General features: G+C 40.8%; 23 protein-coding genes, 1 pseudogene and 1 other annotated feature. Of the genes and pseudogenes, 7 read left to right on the forward strand and 17 right to left on the reverse strand.

Features of this window, described 5'->3' with window-relative positions; all coding sequences use genetic code 11:
- Positions 1–94: 94 nt before the first annotated feature.
- The 6 genes from proC to D7D54_RS03330 form a co-directional block, all read right to left on the reverse strand.
- Positions 95–892 (reverse strand): pyrroline-5-carboxylate reductase, encoded by a 798-nt coding sequence (gene proC, locus D7D54_RS03305; protein WP_120718814.1) that lies wholly within the window; start codon positions 890–892, stop codon positions 95–97.
- 3 nt (positions 893–895) lie between these two features.
- Positions 896–2,158 carry a glutamate-5-semialdehyde dehydrogenase gene (locus tag D7D54_RS03310; protein WP_120718815.1) on the reverse strand — a complete coding sequence of 421 codons (1,263 nt, stop codon included), beginning with the start codon at positions 2,156–2,158 and terminating at the stop codon, positions 896–898.
- Positions 2,159–2,167: 9 nt separating this feature from the next.
- Entirely contained in the window at positions 2,168–3,277 is a 1,110-nt protein-coding gene (proB, locus tag D7D54_RS03315) for a glutamate 5-kinase (protein ID WP_020901755.1), read from the reverse strand.
- Between the two features lie 109 nt (positions 3,278–3,386).
- Positions 3,387–4,277 carry an RluA family pseudouridine synthase gene (locus D7D54_RS03320; protein ID WP_120718817.1) on the reverse strand — a complete coding sequence of 297 codons (891 nt, stop codon included), beginning with the start codon at positions 4,275–4,277 and terminating at the stop codon, positions 3,387–3,389.
- Complete coding sequence (gene lspA / locus D7D54_RS03325) at positions 4,267–4,728, reverse strand: signal peptidase II (protein WP_020901753.1); 462 nt, start codon at positions 4,726–4,728, stop codon at positions 4,267–4,269. The genes D7D54_RS03320 and lspA overlap by 11 nt, the downstream gene beginning before the upstream one ends.
- Positions 4,725–5,633 carry a LysR family transcriptional regulator gene (locus D7D54_RS03330; RefSeq protein ID WP_001025694.1) on the reverse strand — a complete coding sequence of 303 codons (909 nt, stop codon included), beginning with the start codon at positions 5,631–5,633 and terminating at the stop codon, positions 4,725–4,727. The genes lspA and D7D54_RS03330 overlap by 4 nt, the downstream gene beginning before the upstream one ends.
- Here D7D54_RS03330 and D7D54_RS09495 point away from each other — a divergent pair.
- Positions 5,626–5,697: pseudogene (locus D7D54_RS09495) on the forward strand (AraC family transcriptional regulator); the annotation flags it as partial. The gene D7D54_RS03330 and the pseudogene D7D54_RS09495 sit on opposite strands and share 8 nt — an antisense overlap.
- Positions 5,698–5,863: 166 nt before the next feature.
- Here the strand turns inward: D7D54_RS09495 and rpmA are convergent.
- From rpmA to D7D54_RS03350, 4 genes are all read right to left on the reverse strand, one after another.
- The gene (gene rpmA, locus D7D54_RS03335) at positions 5,864–6,157 is read right to left on the reverse strand and encodes a 50S ribosomal protein L27 (RefSeq protein WP_000916509.1); all 294 of its coding nucleotides are present in this window, start codon (positions 6,155–6,157) and stop codon (positions 5,864–5,866) included.
- A gap of 16 nt (positions 6,158–6,173) precedes the next feature.
- Positions 6,174–6,518 carry a ribosomal-processing cysteine protease Prp gene (locus tag D7D54_RS03340; RefSeq protein ID WP_000613699.1) on the reverse strand — a complete coding sequence of 115 codons (345 nt, stop codon included), beginning with the start codon at positions 6,516–6,518 and terminating at the stop codon, positions 6,174–6,176.
- 15 nt (positions 6,519–6,533) lie between these two features.
- Positions 6,534–6,848, reverse strand: a complete 315-nt coding sequence (gene rplU, locus D7D54_RS03345) for a 50S ribosomal protein L21 (RefSeq protein ID WP_003007734.1) — start codon at positions 6,846–6,848, stop codon at positions 6,534–6,536.
- A 35-nt stretch (positions 6,849–6,883) separates the two neighbouring features.
- Positions 6,884–6,971: a sequence feature (ribosomal protein L21 leader region), on the reverse strand.
- Between the two features lie 58 nt (positions 6,972–7,029).
- Positions 7,030–7,734, reverse strand: coding sequence for a YoaK family protein (locus D7D54_RS03350; protein WP_120718818.1), 705 nt, complete (start codon positions 7,732–7,734; stop codon positions 7,030–7,032).
- 141 nt (positions 7,735–7,875) lie between these two features.
- Here D7D54_RS03350 and D7D54_RS03355 point away from each other — a divergent pair, with 141 nt between their 5' ends.
- Together D7D54_RS03355 and D7D54_RS03360 are read left to right on the forward strand one after the other, a co-directional pair.
- On the forward strand, positions 7,876–8,853 hold the full coding sequence (locus tag D7D54_RS03355) for a Gfo/Idh/MocA family protein (protein WP_120718819.1): 978 nt from the start codon (positions 7,876–7,878) through the stop codon (positions 8,851–8,853).
- On the forward strand, positions 8,850–9,932 hold the full coding sequence (locus D7D54_RS03360) for a DEAD/DEAH box helicase (RefSeq protein WP_020901750.1): 1,083 nt from the start codon (positions 8,850–8,852) through the stop codon (positions 9,930–9,932). Before D7D54_RS03355 ends, D7D54_RS03360 begins: the two co-directional genes overlap by 4 nt.
- A gap of 173 nt (positions 9,933–10,105) precedes the next feature.
- Here the strand turns inward: D7D54_RS03360 and D7D54_RS03365 are convergent, their stop codons facing one another.
- The 7 genes from D7D54_RS03365 to glmU all read right to left on the reverse strand — a co-directional run bounded on the left by D7D54_RS03365 (position 10,106) and on the right by glmU (position 16,254).
- Positions 10,106–11,869, reverse strand: coding sequence for a glycerophosphoryl diester phosphodiesterase membrane domain-containing protein (locus D7D54_RS03365; protein WP_020901749.1), 1,764 nt, complete (start codon positions 11,867–11,869; stop codon positions 10,106–10,108).
- An 8-nt stretch (positions 11,870–11,877) separates the two neighbouring features.
- Complete coding sequence (locus D7D54_RS03370) at positions 11,878–12,468, reverse strand: 3'-5' exonuclease (RefSeq protein ID WP_020901748.1); 591 nt, start codon at positions 12,466–12,468, stop codon at positions 11,878–11,880.
- Between the two features lie 251 nt (positions 12,469–12,719).
- Positions 12,720–13,211 (reverse strand): chromosome segregation protein RocS, encoded by a 492-nt coding sequence (rocS, locus tag D7D54_RS03375; protein ID WP_000021242.1) that lies wholly within the window; start codon positions 13,209–13,211, stop codon positions 12,720–12,722.
- A gap of 76 nt (positions 13,212–13,287) precedes the next feature.
- Positions 13,288–13,980, reverse strand: a complete 693-nt coding sequence (locus tag D7D54_RS03380; RefSeq protein ID WP_020901747.1) for a 5'-methylthioadenosine/adenosylhomocysteine nucleosidase — start codon at positions 13,978–13,980, stop codon at positions 13,288–13,290.
- Positions 13,981–13,996: 16 nt separating this feature from the next.
- On the reverse strand, positions 13,997–14,308 hold the full coding sequence (gene macP / locus D7D54_RS03385) for a cell wall synthase accessory phosphoprotein MacP (RefSeq protein ID WP_000517861.1): 312 nt from the start codon (positions 14,306–14,308) through the stop codon (positions 13,997–13,999).
- A gap of 11 nt (positions 14,309–14,319) precedes the next feature.
- Positions 14,320–14,865, reverse strand: a complete 546-nt coding sequence (locus tag D7D54_RS03390) for an NUDIX hydrolase (protein ID WP_020901746.1) — start codon at positions 14,863–14,865, stop codon at positions 14,320–14,322.
- Between the two features lie 9 nt (positions 14,866–14,874).
- Positions 14,875–16,254, reverse strand: a complete 1,380-nt coding sequence (gene glmU / locus D7D54_RS03395; protein WP_020901745.1) for a bifunctional UDP-N-acetylglucosamine diphosphorylase/glucosamine-1-phosphate N-acetyltransferase GlmU — start codon at positions 16,252–16,254, stop codon at positions 14,875–14,877.
- 155 nt (positions 16,255–16,409) lie between these two features.
- Here glmU and D7D54_RS03400 point away from each other — a divergent pair, with 155 nt between their 5' ends.
- From D7D54_RS03400 to D7D54_RS03415, 4 genes are all read left to right on the forward strand, one after another.
- Positions 16,410–17,210, forward strand: coding sequence for a glycoside hydrolase family 25 protein (locus tag D7D54_RS03400; RefSeq protein WP_120718820.1), 801 nt, complete (start codon positions 16,410–16,412; stop codon positions 17,208–17,210).
- A 94-nt stretch (positions 17,211–17,304) separates the two neighbouring features.
- Positions 17,305–18,147, forward strand: coding sequence for a DUF368 domain-containing protein (locus tag D7D54_RS03405; protein ID WP_020901744.1), 843 nt, complete (start codon positions 17,305–17,307; stop codon positions 18,145–18,147).
- Positions 18,147–18,629 (forward strand): aminoacyl-tRNA deacylase, encoded by a 483-nt coding sequence (locus D7D54_RS03410; protein ID WP_020901743.1) that lies wholly within the window; start codon positions 18,147–18,149, stop codon positions 18,627–18,629. Before D7D54_RS03405 ends, D7D54_RS03410 begins: the two co-directional genes overlap by 1 nt.
- Positions 18,629–19,246, forward strand: coding sequence for a histidine phosphatase family protein (locus D7D54_RS03415; RefSeq protein ID WP_020901742.1), 618 nt, complete (start codon positions 18,629–18,631; stop codon positions 19,244–19,246). The genes D7D54_RS03410 and D7D54_RS03415 overlap by 1 nt, the downstream gene beginning before the upstream one ends.
- Positions 19,247–19,343 lie beyond the last annotated feature (97 nt).

The following is a 19,343-nucleotide window of genomic DNA, read 5'->3' on the forward strand; positions in this document are numbered from 1 at the left end:
ACACTGTTTTGAGGTTGCAGATGGAAGCTGACGCAGTTTAAAGAGATTTTCGAAGAGTATCAACCACCATAAAAGAGGCAGTCAAAGCCACCTCTTATTTACCTAGTTCTTGTGTTCGTTTGTAAGCTTGATGAACTGCATCCATGACCGTTCCTCGAAAAGCATGCGCTTCTAGACTTGCTACACCAGCGATAGTCGAACCACCTGGGCTACAAACTTGGTCTTTCAAAACCCCAGGATGCTCTTGGCTTTCTAAGACCAATTGCCCAGCTCCTACCACGGTTTGAGCTGCCATTTTCAATGCTATTTCCCGTGGCAATCCCGTCTGAACACCTGCATCTGACAAGGCTTCGATAAAGAGATAGACAAAGGCTGGTCCACAACCTGCAAGACCTGTCGCTGCATCGATTAATCCTTCTCCCAGTTCAACCAAGAGACCAGCCTTAGTTAAAAGCTGACAAAAGAGCTCACTGTCCTCAGCCCTGCAATTAGAAGACAAGGCATAACTAATCACTCCTTGTCCGATAGAAGCAGGGGTATTAGGCATCATACGAATAATTCGGTGCTGACTTGGAAGAAGACTAGCCAGTTTTTCCAAGGTCAATCCAGCTGCCATCGAAATCAAAAGAAGACTTGCTCGTTTTTCAAGGATGGTCTGATATTGAGAAAGCAAGTCTGAGAACTGAGCAGGCTTCACTCCTAGAAAAATCACATCTGCTTCTGCGAATATTTCTTCATTGCTGGAAGCCTGACCGCCAAAGTCAGCAATGAAAGCATCCACCTTGGCTTGACTACGATTGGCAAGGAGAAGGTCATCACCCGTCTTAGCCTGCAAAACAGCCTTGGCCAAGCTAGCACCCATATTCCCCAAACCGATAAATCCAATCTTCATCTCTTACTCCCTTATCTGTCCGTCACCAGTAACCACATACTTGTAGCTGGTCAACTCCTTCAAGCCCATGGGACCACGCGCGTGCAGTTTCTGAGTAGAAATCCCCATTTCACAACCCAGTCCAAATTGGCCTCCATCTGTGAAACGCGTTGAGGCATTTACATAGACCGCTGCAGAGTCCACTTGATCTGTAAAGTAAGCTGCAGCTTCAGCATTTTCCGTCACAATTGCATCTGAATGATGGGTACTATGGGCTTCAATATGCGCGACCGCTTCTTCTAAACTGCTCACAACCTTAATAGCTAATACATAGTCTAAGAACTCGGTGTCAAAGTCTTGGGCCTCAGCTGCTTGACCTGAAAGAAACTGACTTGCTTTTTCATCCAAGCGGAATTGAATTGGTTCCAACCCAGCTTCTTTTCGATCTGCAACCAGCATTTGCTCCAAGCGAGGAAGGAAGCTTGCTGCTTTGTCTTCATGAACAAGTAGAACCTCCATGGCATTGCAGACAGAAGGACGACTGGTTTTGGCATTGTTGATGATAGACAGAGCCTTGTCTTCATCTGCATCCTTATCGACATAAACATGAACAATCCCTGTCCCTGTTTCGATAACTGGTACAATCGCATTCTCAACCACTGCATTGATCAAACCAGCTCCCCCACGAGGAATAAGAAGGTCTAGATACCCCTTGGCCTTCATCATGGCATAGCTGCTTTCACGGCTGGTATCTTCCACCAGTTGAATCACATCTGGGTGAATAGTAGTCGTCTCCAAGCCCTTCTTCAAGGCTGTGACAATAGCATGAGCTGTTTGATAGGCATCCTTCCCACTACGAAGAACAACCGCATTTCCACTCTTGAGAGCCAGAGCAGCCGCGTCAGACGTCACATTTGGACGACTTTCATAGATAATACCGATAACACCCATAGCCACACGTTTTTTGGTAATCACTAAGCCATTTTCAAGCTGACTTGTTTCTAAAACTTCACCGATTGGATCTGGTAAAGCAACCACTTCACGAATCCCAGTTGCCATCGCTTCTATGCGCCCTGCATCCAAATAAAGACGATCCAACATCACATCTGAGATTTTACCCTTGGCCGCTTCCATATCAAGGGCATTGGCTGCTAAAATCTCCTCAGTAGCTGCTAATAAGTGATCAGCCATGGCTAGCAAGGCTTGGTTTTTCACCTCTTCACTAGCTGTGTTGATCGATTTTTTAACAGCCTGTACCTGTTCAAATTGTTCTTGTGTACTTACCATAGTTTACCTCTAAAATTCTGTAAAGAGTAGTTGGATTTCAGGAGTAATGGAAATCCAGTCATCACGGTGAATCAGGACACCCTTGGCTTTTTGAGAACGCAACATATCCTCCAAAGCAGATGCACCAAATTGCACGCGTCCTTTTCCAAGTGATTTTCCACTTTCCTTGTCAAATACTGTCACGATATCACCGTAAGAAAATGCTCCTTCTGCTTCAACGATACCAGATAAGAGAAGACTCTTTCCATGTTGAGAGAGAGCTTCTGCAGCACCTTTATCAACCCAAATAGAACCTTGACTCTGAGCATAAAAGGCCAGCCATTGTTTCTGGGTACGAAGTCCCTTCTCTTGAGCAACAAAGTAGGAACCATCCTTAGTCTCCTCAGCTGCTTCAATCATGGCATCTGTCTTCAAAGATGAGCAGATATAAACAGGAACTCCTGATTCTGTCGCAATAGTTGCAGCTTTGATTTTGGTTAACATGCCACCTGTACCATTAGACGAACCTGCTCCACCGGCCATATCAATAATCTCACGATTGATGGTCTCGATTCGCTCCAAGCGTTTGGCTGTTGGGTCTGAATTAGGATTTCCAGTATAAAGACCGTCTACATCTGTCAAGAGGACCAAAAGGTCTGCTTGAACCATAGCCGCTACCTGGGCACTTAGAGTGTCATTATCTCCAACCTTGAGCTCATCAATAACAACACTGTCATTTTCATTGATAATTGGAATAGCTCCACGACTAAGAAGGACTGACAAAGCCTGATGGGCATTTTTATAACGGCGCTTATCCACAAAATCATCCTGGGTCAGCAAGATTTGTGCAGAAACGATTTGGCGTAAGAGAAGATTGGTCGTGTATTCTTCCAACAAAAGGCCTTGCCCTACCGCTGCTGAAGCCTGTTTATCAGCAATCTTAGTCGGACGCTTTTTAAATCCTAAGGCCCCAAAACCAGCTGCAATGGCACCTGACGACACCAAAATCAACTCATGACCAGCTTCGTGCAACATAGCCAACTGTTGGGTAATAGCCTTTACCTTACTACGTGATAAACTTCCATCCTCATTTGTCAGAGAAGAAGTCCCCACCTTAAAGACAATCCGTTTGAATTTCATAGTCTCACTCCGATTCTTCATATTTATCCATTATAACATGAATGACAGGAAATAGAAAAGAGTTGATAGGAAAAAGGTCGAGACAAGTCATCTCAACCTTTTATCACGTCTAATTCTTTCTCAATCTCTCCAAGGTTTCCTTAAAAAGCTCTGGGATATCTGCTGTAAATTCCATGGTCTCACCTGTTCTCGGATGGGTAAATCCTAGAGTCTTGGCATGAAGAAATTGTCCATGTCCTTTCAAAGTCTTGCGAGGACCATAGACTTCATCACCAGCGACTGGATGGCCGATATAAGCCATGTGGACACGGATTTGATGGGTGCGGCCTGTCTCCAGCTGCAACTCTACCAAGCTATAATCACCAAAGCGTTCCAAGACGTGGAAACGGGTTACTGCAGGCTTACCTTTAGCAGTCACAGCCTGTTTCTTACGGTCTTTTTCACTACGGCCAATCGGTGCTTCAATTACACCCCGATCATTAGGCAGATTTCCATGAACAATCGCCCAATATTTGCGGAGAGACTTTTTATCCTTGAGTTCTTGGGCAAGTGCTAGATGCGCCTCATCATTTTTAGCAATCATGAGAAGGCCTGACGTATCCTTATCAATACGGTGAACAATTCCTGGACGCAGAACCCCATTGATACCCGACAAGTCCTTGATATGGTACATGAGGGCATTTACCAGAGTTCCACTAGTATGACCAGCACTCGGATGCACAACCATTCCCTGAGGTTTGTTGACGACAGCCACATCCTCATCTTGGTAGATGATTTCTAGCGGAAGATTCTCAGCCACATACTCTAAGACCTCCGGCTCTGGCACATGGTAGGTGACGACATCGCCCTCTTGGACTGTATATTTAGCTTTCTTGACTTGGCCATTGACCAAGACCTGACCTGATTTGATTTGTTCATTCGCGAGACTACGTGATAATTCTGTCAAATCTGACAAAGCCTTATCCAAACGCAGGCCACCAGTTTCAATTTTAATTTCCATTTATTTCCTCTTTTAGCATTGCAATCAATAAAATAATCACTCCAACCGTCAGATAGCTATCTGCCACATTGAAAATTGCAAAATTGATAAAGTCCACATGAAACATATCCACAACAAAGCCCTGACTGATTCTGTCAATAAAGTTTCCAAGACCACCTGCAATAATCAAGGTCAAACCCAAGACCATCCAAAGTGAGTCCTCCATGTGTTTATGTAGATACCAGATGGCACCTACCACGACAACCAGAGTAATGACAGCAAATAACAACTGCTGATCTTGTAAGATAGAAAAGGCTGCCCCTCGATTTTGCAGGTAGGTCAAGCTAACGAAATTGGGAATCCAAGAGCGCACTTCACCCAATGGAATTTGCTGGACGATATAGGATTTTACCAACTGATCAAGCCCAATCAAAAGCAGTACAATGACTGCCACTATTCCTCTTTTTTTCATGATTTCCTCTTCTGATTAAAATATTCTTGCATGACTTCTACAAAGAGAGTCCCAGCTTGACTCAGCTCCACTTCTTCACGTTTAACATAAACCATGCGATTATCTAGGTTATCCTTAAGACGAATAACTGTGATACCATTAACACTATCACTATCTAAAAATCCAGAACCTGTCGCATAGGCGTCCGTCCGCTCCAAAATACCATTCAAAGTAGCACGGTCTGTCACATTGAACATCTGTGAGCTCGCACTGGTATCAACAAAATTCTCTGAATAATAAAGGTACTCGTCTTTCTCTTGAGTAAAACGAACCGTTGGTAAATCAGCTAAATCCTCCATGACCAATTCCTCTTTCTGGGCTAAAGGATGCCCTTCACGAAGATAAATATGGGTATGAAAGGGAATCAATTCAATGACCTCAAGGCCTAACTTTTCAACCCGTTGCATGATCCCTTTTTTATTTTGATTGTTGAGGTAGATAATCCCAATCTCACTGTGCCCTTGGGCCACTTCGTCTAAGATTTGAACAGTAGTTGATTCAAAAATACGAAAGTTCTTATAGTCAGGATAGCGCTCTGAAAAAGCCGTAATCGTCGGTGGCAAGAAGTCATAGTGCTGACTAGCAATGGAAAATTCATCTTTTTCTTCTTCAGGATTGGCATACTGATTTTGAAAAATATCAAATCCTTTAACCAATTCTTGCGCTTTTTCATAGAATTCCATACCACGACGAGTCAAGAAAGTCCCTGAGCTAGTCCGACGGAAAATCTTAAAGCCCAACTCTTTTTCCAAATCACGAACAGAAATAGACAGACTCGGCTGACTAACATACATCTTTTCAGCAGCTTCACGGAAAGTACCACTATTGGCAATGGCAACAACATAGCGTAATTGTTGAATGTTCATCTTCTACCCCCAACTTCTTTATCTTTTCATTATACCATATTTTAGAAGTTTTCCATCGAAGAAAAATAATGTCACTCATAAAATGCATCTACACTAAGAACGAAAAAATCATGGGTATCAAAACAAAAAAAGAGGCTCTCCGAAAACTTGGAAAGCCTTATTTAATGCTATTTCTAGCTTCCTCGCCTTTACATTTCAAGGCTCGGGATAAAAAGGTTCACTGGACCTTTTTATTTAGCGATCGGGTAAACAGAAACTTGTTTTTTATCGCGTCCTTTACGTTCAAAGCGTACTACGCCTTCAACTTTAGCGAACAAAGTATCGTCTCCACCACGTCCAACGTTTACACCTGGGTAGATGTGTGTACCACGTTGACGGTAAAGGATTGATCCACCTGTTACAGTTTGTCCGTCAGCTGCTTTAGCTCCAAGACGTTTTGCTTGTGAATCACGTCCGTTTGATGTAGAACCTCCACCTTTTTTGTGGGCGAAAAGTTGCAAGTTGTTAAGAGTCATTTTTAACATAATGTTTTCCTCCGTGTTAGTTTTCTGTGATAACTCTGGTTTGGACGAACTCAGAAGAGTTCTCCGATAAGTTTGCCATACCTAAGAAAAATGATTCAAAGAATAACTGGGTCATTTCTCTCTGGTGTGAAGGAAGATCTTTTGGTATTTCAACCATCAGATAGCCACCTTCATCTTCGTTTAATTCTAGGATTGGTTCATAGCCTGCAAATTTCTCAATAGAATTGATAAAGTTAATGGCAAGCGTAGAAACCGATGCACACACGACATCTAAGCCGTATTCGCCACTCTCGGCGTGTCCAGTAATTTCCGCACTCCTCAGCTCGCCATCTTCGGCTCTCTCAAAGACTGCTTGTATCATGTGTTCTCCTTAAAATTAAGCGTTGATTGCGTTGATGACAACTTTAGTATATGGTTGACGATGACCTTGTTTACGGTGGCTACCTTTTTTAGGTTTGTACTTGTAAGTAACAACTTTCTTTTGTTTTCCTTGTTTTTCAACAGTTCCAACTACAGTAGCTCCAGAAACAAGTGGAGTTCCGACAACAGTGTTTTCACCACCAACAAGAACAACTTCGTTAAAAGTAACTTCTTGACCAGCTTCAACGTTCAATTTTTCAACGTAAACTGCTTGACCAACTTCAACTTTAACTTGTTTTCCGCCAGTTTTGATAATTGCGTATGTGCTCATTATGCACCTCCTATGATTTTTATGGGTTTCCCCGTTTTTTTGTGAAGACTCGCCTAGCATCGTGGGACAAACCACTTAAACTTGAATAATCAAGCAACGATGTTCGTGCGGTTGCACAGGAACGTGCATAGTCAACTCTTCAAGTATAGCATATCTCCTGTTTTCTTACAAGTAATAACACCTAAAATGAATCTTTTTCTTTTACTTTTTTCCGCCACTTGGAAAAAAGCATGCTGAGGTAAAAAATACTCATCATAATAGGAACACCAAGAATGGTCTTTTCATGATAGAAAATCGTCAAATAGGCTGAAAAGACAACACCAAGAACAAAACTACTAAGAAGGCTAACAAATATAAACCCTTCACGCAAAAAAGGAGTGTGTTTAGTTCGGAAATAATCTCCAAAAGCCAGCATGGTCCGTTTGATATTCCCTGTCATAAAAGCGTTATTATAGGCAATACCCGACACTTCTCCAAAAGCAGTTGTCACCAGTCCCATACAGAAAGCCAAAGGCGGTACTAGATAGATATTATCTACAGTCTGCGGCACAAAACCAATAATGATTGATAAGATTGCTAAAGGAAGCAATGACAGAATGGGCTTTTTCACAATTCTCAATTTTTCCTTATAAACAGTTAATAAAAAGACCCCCATCATAAAAGCTAGCAAGGTCATTACTTTCGCACTGGCATCTGACACATTCTGTTGAATGAGTCCCACTGAAAGAAAGACGACATTCCCAGTTTGTCCAGCTACAAGAGTATTCCCTCGCACAATAAACGTATAGGCATCTACATATCCTGCACAAAACGTCAAAAAAAGCGCTAGCCTCTTAGACTGACGTGATATTTTTCTTATAGGTAATAACCTCATTTTCCCTCCCATTTCATTTACTCATCTCATTATTGTACCACTTTCTTTGGAAAAGACCTAGTAGCTTATTTGAAATTTTTTCCCCTCTGTTGGATAGTCCTGTCTATCTATGTTATAATGAAAGAAGGATTTGAAATTGGAAAAGGAGTAACTATGCTTAAATTAGGTGTCATCGGAACAGGGGCTATCAGTCACCACTTCATAGAAGCAGCCCATATCAGTGGAGAATACCAGCTGGTCGCAGTCTATTCTAGAAAACTAGAAACTGCGGCAACCTTTGCTTCTCGCTATCAAGATATCCAACTCTTTGATCAATTAGAGGACTTCTTCAAGAGCTCCTTTGATGTTGTCTATATTGCTAGTCCAAACTCCTTGCATTTTGCTCAGGCAAAAGTTGCATTATCTGCTGGAAAACACGTCATTCTTGAAAAGCCAGCTGTCACTCAACCACAAGAATGGCTGGATTTGGTTCAAACAGCTGAGAAAAATCACTGTTTTATCTTCGAAGCAGCTCGTAATTACCACGAAGAAGCTTTTACTACTATCAAAAACTTTTTAGCAGACAAGCAAATTTTGGGAGCAGATTTCAACTATGCCAAGTATTCTTCCAAAATGCCTAACTTATTGGCTGGGGAAACACCAAATGTCTTCTCAAATCGTTTTGCTGGCGGTGCTCTCATGGATTTGGGGATTTATCCTCTCTACGCTGCCGTTCGTCTCTTTGGAAAAGCTCAAGACGCGACCTATCAGGCTCAACAGCTTGACAATAGCATGGACCTGAATGGAGACGGAATCCTCTTATACCCTGACTTTCAAATTCATATAAAAGCTGGGAAAAACATCACTTCCAATCTTCCTTGCGAAATTTATACGACAGATGGAACCTTGACCCTCAACACCATCGAGCATGTCAGCTCGGCTATTTTTACCGACCACCAAGGCAATCAAATCCAACTCCCTATCCAACAGGCTCCTCATACGATGACCGAGGAAGTCGCTGCATTTGCACAAATGATCCAGCAACCAGATCTGAATCTCTACCAAACTTGGCTGGAAGATGCAAGTTCAATTCATAAGCTACTATATACTATGCGCCAGACTGCTGGCATTAGATTTGAGGCAGAAAAATGAAAACCAAACTACCGACTGAATGGCAAGAACTGAGTAACCAACTCGGTTTCCAAGAATTCACCCCCATTCAAACTCAACTATTTGAGCCCCTTCTTGCTGGAGAAAACCTCCTAGGAGTGAGCCCAACAGGAACTGGTAAGACCCTAGCTTACCTTCTACCAAGTCTTCTCAGACTACAAAAGAAAAAAGCGCAGCAACTCTTGATTCTAGCACCAAATACGGAGCTTGCTGGACAGATTTTTGACGTATGTAAAACGTGGTCAGAAGCTATCGGCTTGACTGCCCAACTCTTCCTATCAGGCTCAAGTCAGAAACGCCAGATTGAACGTCTAAAAAAAGGACCAGAAATTCTGATTGGAACTCCTGGCCGTATCTTTGAACTCATTAAATTGAAAAAAATCAAGATGATGAATGTGGAAACCATCATACTAGATGAATTTGACCAATTGCTCGATGATTCTCAGATACACTTTGTCGAGAAAATTACTCACTACGCACCTCGTGACCACCAACTCGTCTACATGAGTGCGACGACCAAGTTTGACCAAGAAAAGATTGCACCTAACACACGTACCATAGATCTCTCCGACCAAAAATTGGATAACATCCAGCATTTCTATATGCAGGTGGATCAACGTCACCGAGTGGATATGCTACGAAAACTAGCTCATGTTGAGGATTTCCGCGGTCTGGTCTTCTTTAACAGCCTATCAGACCTTGGAAGTGCAGAAGAAAAACTACAGTATCGTGATATCTTGGCTGTTTCTCTAGCTAGTGATGTCAATGTCAAATTTAGAAAAGTCATCTTAGAAAAGTTTAAAGACAAGCAACTAACCCTGCTCCTTGCAACTGACCTCCTGGCTCGTGGAATTGATATCGATAGCCTAGAATGTGTCGTAAACTTTGATGTCCCAAGAGATATCGAAACCTACACTCACCGTGCTGGACGTACTGGCCGTATGGGCAAGGAAGGTTATGTTATCACTCTCGTCACTCATCCAGAAGAAATCAAAAAACTTAAGAAGTTTGCAAGTGTCCGTGAAATTGTCCTAAAAAATCAAGAACTCTATATTAAATAAGCTTGGCGAGAGCCAACCTCTGATTTAAAATAAAATCCTCAGAATACGAGTTTCTAAGGACCTTATCTCAAGACTGAGCCTAGGCCAATAGTCCCTTATCTCCAAAAAAGCAACGTATTTGCCGTTGCTTTTTTGTGGTTGAGAACTATTTTGTCTCAGGCTCTTTTTGCTTACTAAAAATTAAAGAATTCCATAGCCTGTTTGAACAGTAAATCCGTATACTCTGGGTCTTCTTGGGCAATGGTAACCTGATCTTGAATCATTTCCAAATCATCCGTTATCATGCCATCAGCTCCCAAATGAACAGATTTATCAAAGGACTCTGAACTATTGATGGTCCACACGTACAATTTCTGATCGGTATTCCAAAGCTTGTTGACAAAATTTTCATCTAAAGTTGAATACTCCATGGTATAACCTGTAGCCTTGGTTCTTGGAAAAATACTATTATAAGGTAGGATGAAATAAACTGGAATTTGCGAATCATAGGCTAAAACCTGGTCAATCACATGGTAGTCCAAGGATTGCATTTGGTGACCATTCTTCTTAAGAACAGTTCCATATTTTTCCATAAAGCGTTTCATCATATCTGGACTATCTTTTCGACTGGTTTTAATTTCAATAAGGAGTTTTTGATGTAATTCATTGGCTTTATTGAGATAGTCATCAAAACTAGACACCTTGCTGTGATAGCCATTTTCTGAAATATCAAGTTTGGTTAATTCTTCCAAAGTTAAATCCTGAGGATTGGCATTAACACCTGTCAAATTTTTGATATTGGCATCATGCATCATGACAAACTGGCCATCTTTTGTTTCCTGAACATCCGTCTCAACAAAGTCTGGATTTAGTTGAGCTGTCCTTTCTAAAGACTGAACTGTATTTTGGACACCATTCTTATTAGATACTCCCCTGTGAGAAATAATTAAAGGTTTATTGGCAACTGGAGCTTCTAAATAAACATAACCCTCAAGAGCGAAAAAGATACAAGCACAGCCCATCACTCCCCATCTCATCCAGTGGTCTTTCTTTCTCCTTGGTGTGATTTCTAGTTCTTCTCCTGTTAAGAAGGAAACAAACTTAATGAGAAAGTAAGTCAAGGCCATATAGTGGAAATTCTTAATCAAGACAAAGTTGATAATTCCCAGCACAAGAGATTCCTTATGGGTCAAACCATCCATCAGCACCTGACTTACTAATATTGGAATCAATAAAAGGATAAAAAATAGGTAGGTTTTGACGATAATCCAAAGCAAGTTCCAAGTATAAAACCAGGAGTGCCTTCTTGTCTTCTCTAGACTGTATCTGACTGCTTCTTTGACTGTTTTTTTCTCAAATAAAAGCTGAGGTAGGGCAAACATGAAACGCACTGAAATGTAAAACAGAAGTAAAGCCAGAATAGTAACCACTATACCCACTAGCCAATACTTGTCTTCCACATAATCAACGATAAAGTCTGGAATAACAATTTTATTGAGGTAGTAAATCTTTAAAATCTTTCGAATCAATGGAAAGAGCATCATGACATAAAAGAAGATAAAGGCTATCTTGGAAAGTGTCACTTGCTTCATAAACAAGAAACTTTGTCGAAAGACCTTACGACTGTACTCCAGCAAAGTTCTCTTTTCATGATAGAGGAGGTGCCGGGCTCCGATAAAGAGAAGTCCTATCTGGTAATAGGCGATCAGTAAATTAACGATTACCAGAATAAATAGAGCAAGACTAACAAAGGGAGAACCCTTTATAATGGCAAAAATATTGTTGTAAGATAAAAAGAGATAACCTGTCTGACGGAGCAAAAGTCCAGCAATCCAAGAATTTGACGGTAACCATACAAACTCAATCATCATGAAAGTCAAGAAGAAAAGAAAGAGTATTTTATCTAGATTAAAGTATATCTGCTTAAAACCTAGATTTTTAGGTTTTTCAGGTTTCATAGGCACTCCTAGTCAAATAATTGAGACAAGTCCAAGCTTCCAAAAGGATTATTTGATAGGCTACTTTCTGTCTCTAACAATTCTCTAGCTTGATCCGACTCTAGAAAGGACTCGTAAACACGCGCCGTCATACGTGCATCCTCTAGACTATTATGAGATTGACCTTGAAATCCAAGAAATGAGGCAACAGTTTGCAATTTGAGATTGGCAATACCGTGTAAATCCGAACTCCGACGTTCAAAAGCTTCATCATACAAATCTACCTTGTACTGCTGACTGTAGTCTAAACCATGCTCTGATAGAATAGGCAAATCACTTTTAGCAGCATTGTAGCCAACCATGGGTAAAGAACCCACAAACTCTTGGAAATCTTTTATAACTTTCTCCACTGGAGGGGCATCTTTTAAGGTCTCAGCTGTAATCCCAGTCAAACCATTGATAAAACTTTTTAAGGGGACACTGGTATGAACATAGGAATCATAGGCATCGATTTCCTGACCATCTCTAAAACGCACAGCTGATACTTGAATCAAGTGTGTTTGCCCTTCATGCTGATTAAATTCTAAGTCAAAAGCAATGTAATCTTCTAATCGTTCCATTATATACCTCTCCTATACTGTTATTTTATACTCTTCGAAAATCTCTTCAAACCACGTCAATGTCGCCTTGCCGTAGATATATGTAACTGACTTCGTCAGTCTTATCTACAACCTCAAAGCAGTGCTTTGAGCAACCTACGGCTAGTCTCCTAGTTTGCTCTTTGATTTTCATTGAGTATTACTTGAGCAACTATACTATTTAGAAACAAAAGAAGCCATCAGGTTAGCATTTAACCTAAACAGCTCCTTGATTATCCTCCAAATAAACGAGCAAAAAAGCCTTTCTTAGTTGATTGGACTTCTTCTTTTGCTTGGTCCAGCTCTAGCTTAAGATTTTCTTGATCCTTCATGGCTTGAAGGGTCAATTGTTGCTGCTGATCGAGTTGTTTGTCTTTCTCAGCAATCTGACGGTCTTTGATACGCATCTGCTCGTCTTTTTCTGATAACTGACGATCCTTGGCTTTTAATTGTTCATAGAGACGAAGAATTTCAGCATTCTTCTCATCAACCAGAATCTCCATCAGTTCACGCTGCTTGACATCTTCACTGACAGGCTCATCTTCAAAAATCGTTTTTTTATAGATTTCTTCTAGCTTAATCAAGCCACTTCTGGTAACGACTGTTACCCCTTTGTCATTTTTATCTGTGTCTTCTTCTGGTAATTCTTTGACACGGTTATTGATTGCTTGGCGAGACAATCCTAAGACCTCTGCAATCTCACTGACGGTCATTTCAATACTCATAATATCCTCTGAAACGTTTTCTAGCTTTTCTTTACTTAAATCTTATCATAAGCTAGAAAAACTGTCAAATTTCCGCTTAATCTAAAGCCTTCAAAAAGGCTAACAAGACTTGGGCAGAGCGACGTCCAGCTTCGATAATAAACTCATCAAAAGAGAGGTTTGCTTCATGGTTGGCATTATCACTCATAGCTCGGATGACTAAAACTGGAAGATTAAGGGCATGCGCTGCCTGAGCAATAGCTGCCCCCTCCATCTCCACGGCTAAAACATCTGGGAAATGGGACTTAATCGCTTCTATCTTGTCAGTTCCTGCAACAAAACTATCTCCTGTAGCAATCAAACCAAGATGCCATTTTTGGTCCAATTGAGATAAACTCTCTTGGATTTTGGCAACAAAGGTTTTATCTGATTCGAAATAAAGCGGTTGTTGCGCCATTTGTCCATAAGCATAGCCAAATGCTGTGACATCCACATCATGATAGGCTAATTTGTCAGCAATCACGACATCCCCAACAGCGATACCCTCTGCTACTGCACCAGCAGATCCCGTGTTAATCAAAGCATCCACTCGAAAATGATCAGCCAAAATCGCCACACTCATAGCAGACATGACCTTACCAATTCCACTTTCTACAAGAACGACTTCATGCGAGGCAATGGTTCCAGTATGATAGGTATTGTCTAAAACAACTTGCTTCTGGGCATTTTCTAGATACTGGACCAGATACGCTAGTTCTTCTGGCATAGCCGCAATAATTCCTATTTTCATTTCAATTCCTTTTCTATTACAAAAGTTTCATTGCTAAGACAAGCAAAATTAAGAGAAAGATGACAGCAAATAAGATTTTATTCAACTTAGAATTGAAGACATTTCTCTTGGTATTTTCAATGCGACGGCTTTTATGAATAGACGGTTCGACCTGAATCTTCAAGGTTTCCTGACTAAATCCATGATCCTTAGGATTGGCATAACCAAAACGGGAAGAAGAGGTTGGTAAAATCTTGGTTTCCTCGTCATCAAGCAAAGGGGGACCCGAAATTTTTTCGCCTCTATTAGCTCTTTCAATCATTTCATCCGTTAATAAAGGTTTACCCATACTGACCTCCTCTATTTTTTGTGTAATTCCCAATACTGAACAGCCATAATTGTCTTGGCATCACAGATATGACCTGATTGGATCAATTCCTTGGCTTCCTCTAAGCTTACTTCAAGAACTTCCAAGGTTTCATCCTCATCCTGCGGACGCGGATTTTCCACTTTCGTCAAATTGCTTGCTAGGTATAGTTTTAACTTTTCATTACAAAAGCCGATGGCTGAGTAAAAATCGTACAAGAGTTCCAATTTCCCTGTATAGGCTGTTTCTTCCTCTAATTCACGCAAAGCTGCTGCAACAGGGTCTGTATTTTCTCCTACTTCCAACTTTCCGGCTGGAATTTCGTAAGAGACAGCCTCGATAGCTTTGCGGTACTGCTTGACCAAGATGAGTTTTTGTTCATCCGTTACAGCTAAAACACAGACAGCTCCATTGTGGAAAATCAAATCCCGTTGGGCAGTTCCCTTTCCTTCTGGTAATTCAACCTGATCTTGGACCAGTTTAAAAATTGGCCCTTGATAGATTTCTTTTCGGCTAAGCGTTTTTTCTTCAAATTCCATGATAGGCTCCTACTGATTCTTAGGATGGTGAGGAAGGCGTGTTGCATATTCGTCTTTATTGACCTGACGACCGCGACCAATAGCAATAGCATCCGCCGGCACGTCTTTAGTAATCGTTGAACCAGCACCAACGAGGGAATTGTCACCAAGTTCTACTGGCGCAATAATGGTTGAGTTTGAACCAACAAAGACATTGTTTCCAATGACTGTCTTGTATTTGTTTTTGCCGTCATAGTTGACTGTAATGGTTCCAGCACCAAAGTTAACATGGCTACCCACTTCACAGTTTCCGATATAAGTCAAATGACCAGCCTTGGTATTCTCACCGATTGAAGAACCTTTAACTTCAACAAAGTTTCCAATATGAACTTGGGCACCCAGACTTGAACCTGGACGAATGTGGGCATAAGGACCGACTGTCACACCGTCAGCAACACTACTTTCCTCAATCATAGAGTTGGTAATAACAGCTCCTGCTCCGATAGTGCTATCCACTATATACGTTCCATTTGTCAAAACAGTCTCAGCACCAATTTTCGTTTGCCCTTTCAAGGTAACATTGGCTTCGATTTGAACTTCAGGAGCAATCTCAACATCAATATCGATATAAGTTGCTTCTGGGTTGACAAAGCTGACCCCATTGACCATGTGTTTATGATTGATGCGACGACGCATAACCGACTCAGCAGTCGCAAGAGCCACACGGTCGTTTACTCCAAGACTCTCATCAAAATCTTTCAAAGTATAAGCGCCAACTTTTTCACCAGCTTCACGGAAAATGCCAATGACATCTGTAATATAGTATTCACCTTGAGCGTTATTGGTATTGATATTTTTCAAAGCCTCAAACAAACGCTCGTTATCAAAAACATATGTTCCAGTATTGATTTCCTTGATTTGTTTCTCAAAATCTGTAGCATCCTTCTGCTCCACAATGCGAAGAACTTCAGCATTGTCATTACGTACAATTCGTCCATAGCCAAAAGGATTATCTGTTTCAGCAGTCAAGATAGTAGCCACATTTTTATGATTGATGTGGAAATCAATCAAGTTTTTCAAGCTTTCACCTGTGATTAAAGGAGTATCTCCTGCGATGACCAAGGTGTGACCTGACAAACCTTCCAAAATTGGCTCTGTCATCATAACCGCATGACCAGTCCCTAACTGTTCAGATTGAGTCACAAATTCTGTCTGTCCAGCCAAGACCTCCTCAACCAATTCTGCCTTGTGACCGACAACTGTGACTGTCTTTTCAGGTTGGATAGCTCCTACACTACGGAAAACATGTTCCAGCATAGAAATACCCGCAACCTTGTGCAAAACTTTTGGCAAATCAGATTTCATGCGAGTTCCTTTACCCGCTGCTAAAATAATGGCATAATTTGACATAATCTTCTCTTTTCTCTAGAAATTCCCTTTTATTATACCATATTTCAAATCATTCCGCGCTCTTGAATGAAAAAATGCTCTAAAGTCCTCTATTAACCCATTTTTTGAGTATTTTTTTTTGATTTTTTTTCATTTATAAGGTAAAATTATAAGATATGAGAAAGAAAATTAATCCGCTTATTTTGTTTGGTTTTTTTGGGATTATGATTTTCATTTTAATCCTAAATCGCCCTCGTTTTGAGGACCATCCTGTAAAAACAAAGTCAAATATCGCGCAAGTAGAATCGCAAGCGCTACATAATATAGATAAACCGGTGATTGATGTTTCTGGTTGGCAACGACCTGAGGAAATTAATTACGATACTCTCTCCCAAAACATTTCAGGAGCTATTGTTCGCGTCCATAGTGGCGCTCAGTCTTCAAAAGAGAATGATGCTTCCTTTGTTAATGGGGTAGACAAGGCCTTTAAAACCCATATTACCGAGTTTCAAAAACGAAATGTCCCAGTTGGGGTCTATACCTATGTAGCTGGAAAAAGTATCCAAGAAATGGAAAAGGCTGCTGAAAGTTTTTATAATTCCGCATCGCCATACAGCCCTAGCTACTATTGGCTAGATGTGGAAGAAAAAACCATGTCCAATATGAACGAAGGTGTTGAAGCCTTTCGTGCAAAACTAGAATCACTAGGTGCTAAAAATATCGGAATCTACGTTGGGGTCTATTTCATGGAAGAACACAGTATTGATACTGACAAGTTTACGTCTGTGTGGATTCCTTCCTATGGTTCTGACTCAGGATTTTACGAGGCAACTCCTAAGACTGATATAGATTATGACATTCACCAGTACACTTCTAAAGGAAAAATTGCTGGCTTTGACCACGATTTGGATATCAACGTCATCTCTTCTTTAAAAAATAAAGAAGAAACCTTTAGAAAACTCTTTTTAAAACCTTAAAAGCATTTGTTTCTCATTTGCTTTTTCTTTTTGTTTTAGATTGTGATACAATATAGTAAGGATTTTTTGAAATAGAAATAGTTGGAGGAAAAATATGCTCTCATGGTTAGCACGCGTTATTAAAGGGATTGTCATTGCTCTGGGATTTATCTTACCAGGAATTTCCGGAGGGGTTCTAGCAGCAATCTTAGGAATTTATGAACGAATGATTGGTTTTCTGGCTCATCCCTTTAAAGACTTTAAAGAAAATGTTTTGTACTTTATTCCAGTTGCCATTGGTATGCTTCTGGGAATCGGCTTATTTTCCTACCCGATTGAATACCTGCTTGAAAATTATCAGGTCTTTGTCTTATGGAGCTTTGCAGGAGCTATCATTGGTACAGTTCCTAGCCTCCTCAAAGAATCAACTCGAGAATCTGATCGAGACAAAATTGATTTAGTCTGGTTCTGGATAACCTTTATCATTTCTGGATTAGGACTCTATGCCTTAAATTTTGTCGTTGGATCCTTGAGCGCCAGCTTTCTTAATTTCGTCCTAGCTGGTACACTGCTGGCTCTTGGCGTATTAGTTCCTGGCCTCAGTCCATCAAACCTACTTTTGATTTTGGGGCTCTATGCTCCTATGTTGACTGGTTTTAAAACCTTTGACCTCTTGGGAACCTTCTTCCCGATTGGAATCGGTGCAGGTGCAACTCTCATCATTTTTTCAAAATTGATGGATTATGCCTTAAACAACTACCACTCACGTGTCTATCATTTCATCATCGGTATCGTCCTTTCAAGTACCCTTTTGATCTTGATCCCAAATGCAGGAAATGCTGAAAGTATCCAGTACACCGGTATTTCTCTTGTTGGGTATGTCATCATCGCCTTCTTCTTTGCACTGGGAATCTGGCTTGGTATTTGGATGAGCCAATTGGAGGATAAATATAAATAATGGCAAAAAAAGTTAAAGTCAAAAAAACATTGGTGGAACAAATCCTGTCTAAAGCAGGTATCCCACATCAGGGGATTCAAATCAATGCCCTGGAAGGAGAGCTTCCTCAAGGTTATGAACGAAATCAGATTTTCAAAACCTTGGCGCTTTTGGGAGATAAAACAGGACCAATTATCGGAATTGTCCCTATCACTCAACATTTGTCTGAAAAGAAACTAGCCAAAATTTCTGGCAATAAAAAAGTGAGCATGATTCCACAAAAGGACTTGGAAAAAACAACTGGTTACATTCATGGAGCCAATAATCCTGTCGGAATTCGTCAGAAACACAATTACCCCATTTTTATCGATAAGATTGCTCTAGACTTGGATCAAATGATTGTCTCTGCTGGAGAAGTTGGTCACAGCATTATCGTCGCTCCACAAGACTTGGCTAACTTTGTAAAAGCTGACTTTGTAGATATCTTGGAGGACAGCAAGTAATGAAACTCTACTTTGTCCGCCACGGTCGTACAGTCTGGAACCAAGAAGGGCGCTTTCAAGGTGCCAGTGGAGATTCTCCCCTTCTTCCTGAATCCATTGACACCCTAAAACAACTTGGCCACTATCTCAAGGAAATTCCTTTTGATCAGATTTATTCAAGTGATTTACCTCGAGCGGTCAAATCTGCTGAGATTATCCAAAGTCAACTCAAGACGCCCTGTTCTTTAGAAAGTGTCCCTAATCTCCGTGAATGGCAGCTGGGGAAGTTGGAAGGTTTAAAAATCGCAACCTTGGAATCTATTTATCCACAACAAATCAAAGCTTTCCGTTCTAATCTGGCTCAATTTGACACTCAAATGTTTGGAGCTGAATCCCTCTATAATACCACGCAACGGACCATCCAATTTATCAAATCATTAAATGATAGTCCTGCTGAGCGTATTCTAATTGTTGGTCACAGCGCCAACCTAACTGCTAGTCTTCGTACTCTTCTAGGTTATAAAGAACCTCTTCTTCGTAAAGATGGCGGTCTAGCAAATGCTAGCCTGACCATTCTAGAAACCCATGATTTTGAAACATTTACTCTCGATACTTGGAATGATACTTCCTATCAATAACAGAACTTGATTTCAGCGTCAAGTTCTTTTTAGTTTTGAAAGATTATCCGTGAATTTCTTGCTTATTTATGATAAAATGGGAGTATCGCAAAAAATG

Source organism: Streptococcus chosunensis (assembly GCF_003626515.1).
Taxonomy (GTDB): Bacteria; Bacillota; Bacilli; order Lactobacillales; family Streptococcaceae; genus Streptococcus; species Streptococcus chosunensis.

What these genes read in the sequence shown, in the direction of transcription:
- D7D54_RS03330 (WP_001025694.1), bottom strand. Translation starts at nt 5,633, where the DNA reads ATGAACATTCAACAATTACGCTATGTTGTTGCCATTGCCAATAGTGGT.
- D7D54_RS03360 (WP_020901750.1), top strand. Translation starts at nt 8,850, where the DNA reads ATGAAAACCAAACTACCGACTGAATGGCAAGAACTGAGTAACCAACTC.
- rplU (WP_003007734.1), bottom strand. Translation starts at nt 6,848, where the DNA reads ATGAGCACATACGCAATTATCAAAACTGGCGGAAAACAAGTTAAAGTT.
- rocS (WP_000021242.1), bottom strand. Translation starts at nt 13,211, where the DNA reads ATGAGTATTGAAATGACCGTCAGTGAGATTGCAGAGGTCTTAGGATTG.
- proC (WP_120718814.1), bottom strand. Translation starts at nt 892, where the DNA reads ATGAAGATTGGATTTATCGGTTTGGGGAATATGGGTGCTAGCTTGGCC.
- D7D54_RS03405 (WP_020901744.1), top strand. Translation starts at nt 17,305, where the DNA reads ATGCTCTCATGGTTAGCACGCGTTATTAAAGGGATTGTCATTGCTCTG.
- D7D54_RS03310 (WP_120718815.1), bottom strand. Translation starts at nt 2,158, where the DNA reads ATGGTAAGTACACAAGAACAATTTGAACAGGTACAGGCTGTTAAAAAA.
- D7D54_RS03380 (WP_020901747.1), bottom strand. Translation starts at nt 13,980, where the DNA reads ATGAAAATAGGAATTATTGCGGCTATGCCAGAAGAACTAGCGTATCTG.
- D7D54_RS03370 (WP_020901748.1), bottom strand. Translation starts at nt 12,468, where the DNA reads ATGGAACGATTAGAAGATTACATTGCTTTTGACTTAGAATTTAATCAG.
- D7D54_RS03390 (WP_020901746.1), bottom strand. Translation starts at nt 14,865, where the DNA reads ATGGAATTTGAAGAAAAAACGCTTAGCCGAAAAGAAATCTATCAAGGG.
- D7D54_RS03410 (WP_020901743.1), top strand. Translation starts at nt 18,147, where the DNA reads ATGGCAAAAAAAGTTAAAGTCAAAAAAACATTGGTGGAACAAATCCTG.
- D7D54_RS03355 (WP_120718819.1), top strand. Translation starts at nt 7,876, where the DNA reads ATGCTTAAATTAGGTGTCATCGGAACAGGGGCTATCAGTCACCACTTC.
- proB (WP_020901755.1), bottom strand. Translation starts at nt 3,277, where the DNA reads ATGAAATTCAAACGGATTGTCTTTAAGGTGGGGACTTCTTCTCTGACA.
- glmU (WP_020901745.1), bottom strand. Translation starts at nt 16,254, where the DNA reads ATGTCAAATTATGCCATTATTTTAGCAGCGGGTAAAGGAACTCGCATG.
- macP (WP_000517861.1), bottom strand. Translation starts at nt 14,308, where the DNA reads ATGGGTAAACCTTTATTAACGGATGAAATGATTGAAAGAGCTAATAGA.
- D7D54_RS03320 (WP_120718817.1), bottom strand. Translation starts at nt 4,277, where the DNA reads ATGGAAATTAAAATTGAAACTGGTGGCCTGCGTTTGGATAAGGCTTTG.
- rpmA (WP_000916509.1), bottom strand. Translation starts at nt 6,157, where the DNA reads ATGTTAAAAATGACTCTTAACAACTTGCAACTTTTCGCCCACAAAAAA.
- lspA (WP_020901753.1), bottom strand. Translation starts at nt 4,728, where the DNA reads ATGAAAAAAAGAGGAATAGTGGCAGTCATTGTACTGCTTTTGATTGGG.
- D7D54_RS03400 (WP_120718820.1), top strand. Translation starts at nt 16,410, where the DNA reads ATGAGAAAGAAAATTAATCCGCTTATTTTGTTTGGTTTTTTTGGGATT.
- D7D54_RS03340 (WP_000613699.1), bottom strand. Translation starts at nt 6,518, where the DNA reads ATGATACAAGCAGTCTTTGAGAGAGCCGAAGATGGCGAGCTGAGGAGT.
- D7D54_RS03365 (WP_020901749.1), bottom strand. Translation starts at nt 11,869, where the DNA reads ATGAAACCTGAAAAACCTAAAAATCTAGGTTTTAAGCAGATATACTTT.
- D7D54_RS03350 (WP_120718818.1), bottom strand. Translation starts at nt 7,734, where the DNA reads ATGGGAGGGAAAATGAGGTTATTACCTATAAGAAAAATATCACGTCAG.
- D7D54_RS03415 (WP_020901742.1), top strand. Translation starts at nt 18,629, where the DNA reads ATGAAACTCTACTTTGTCCGCCACGGTCGTACAGTCTGGAACCAAGAA.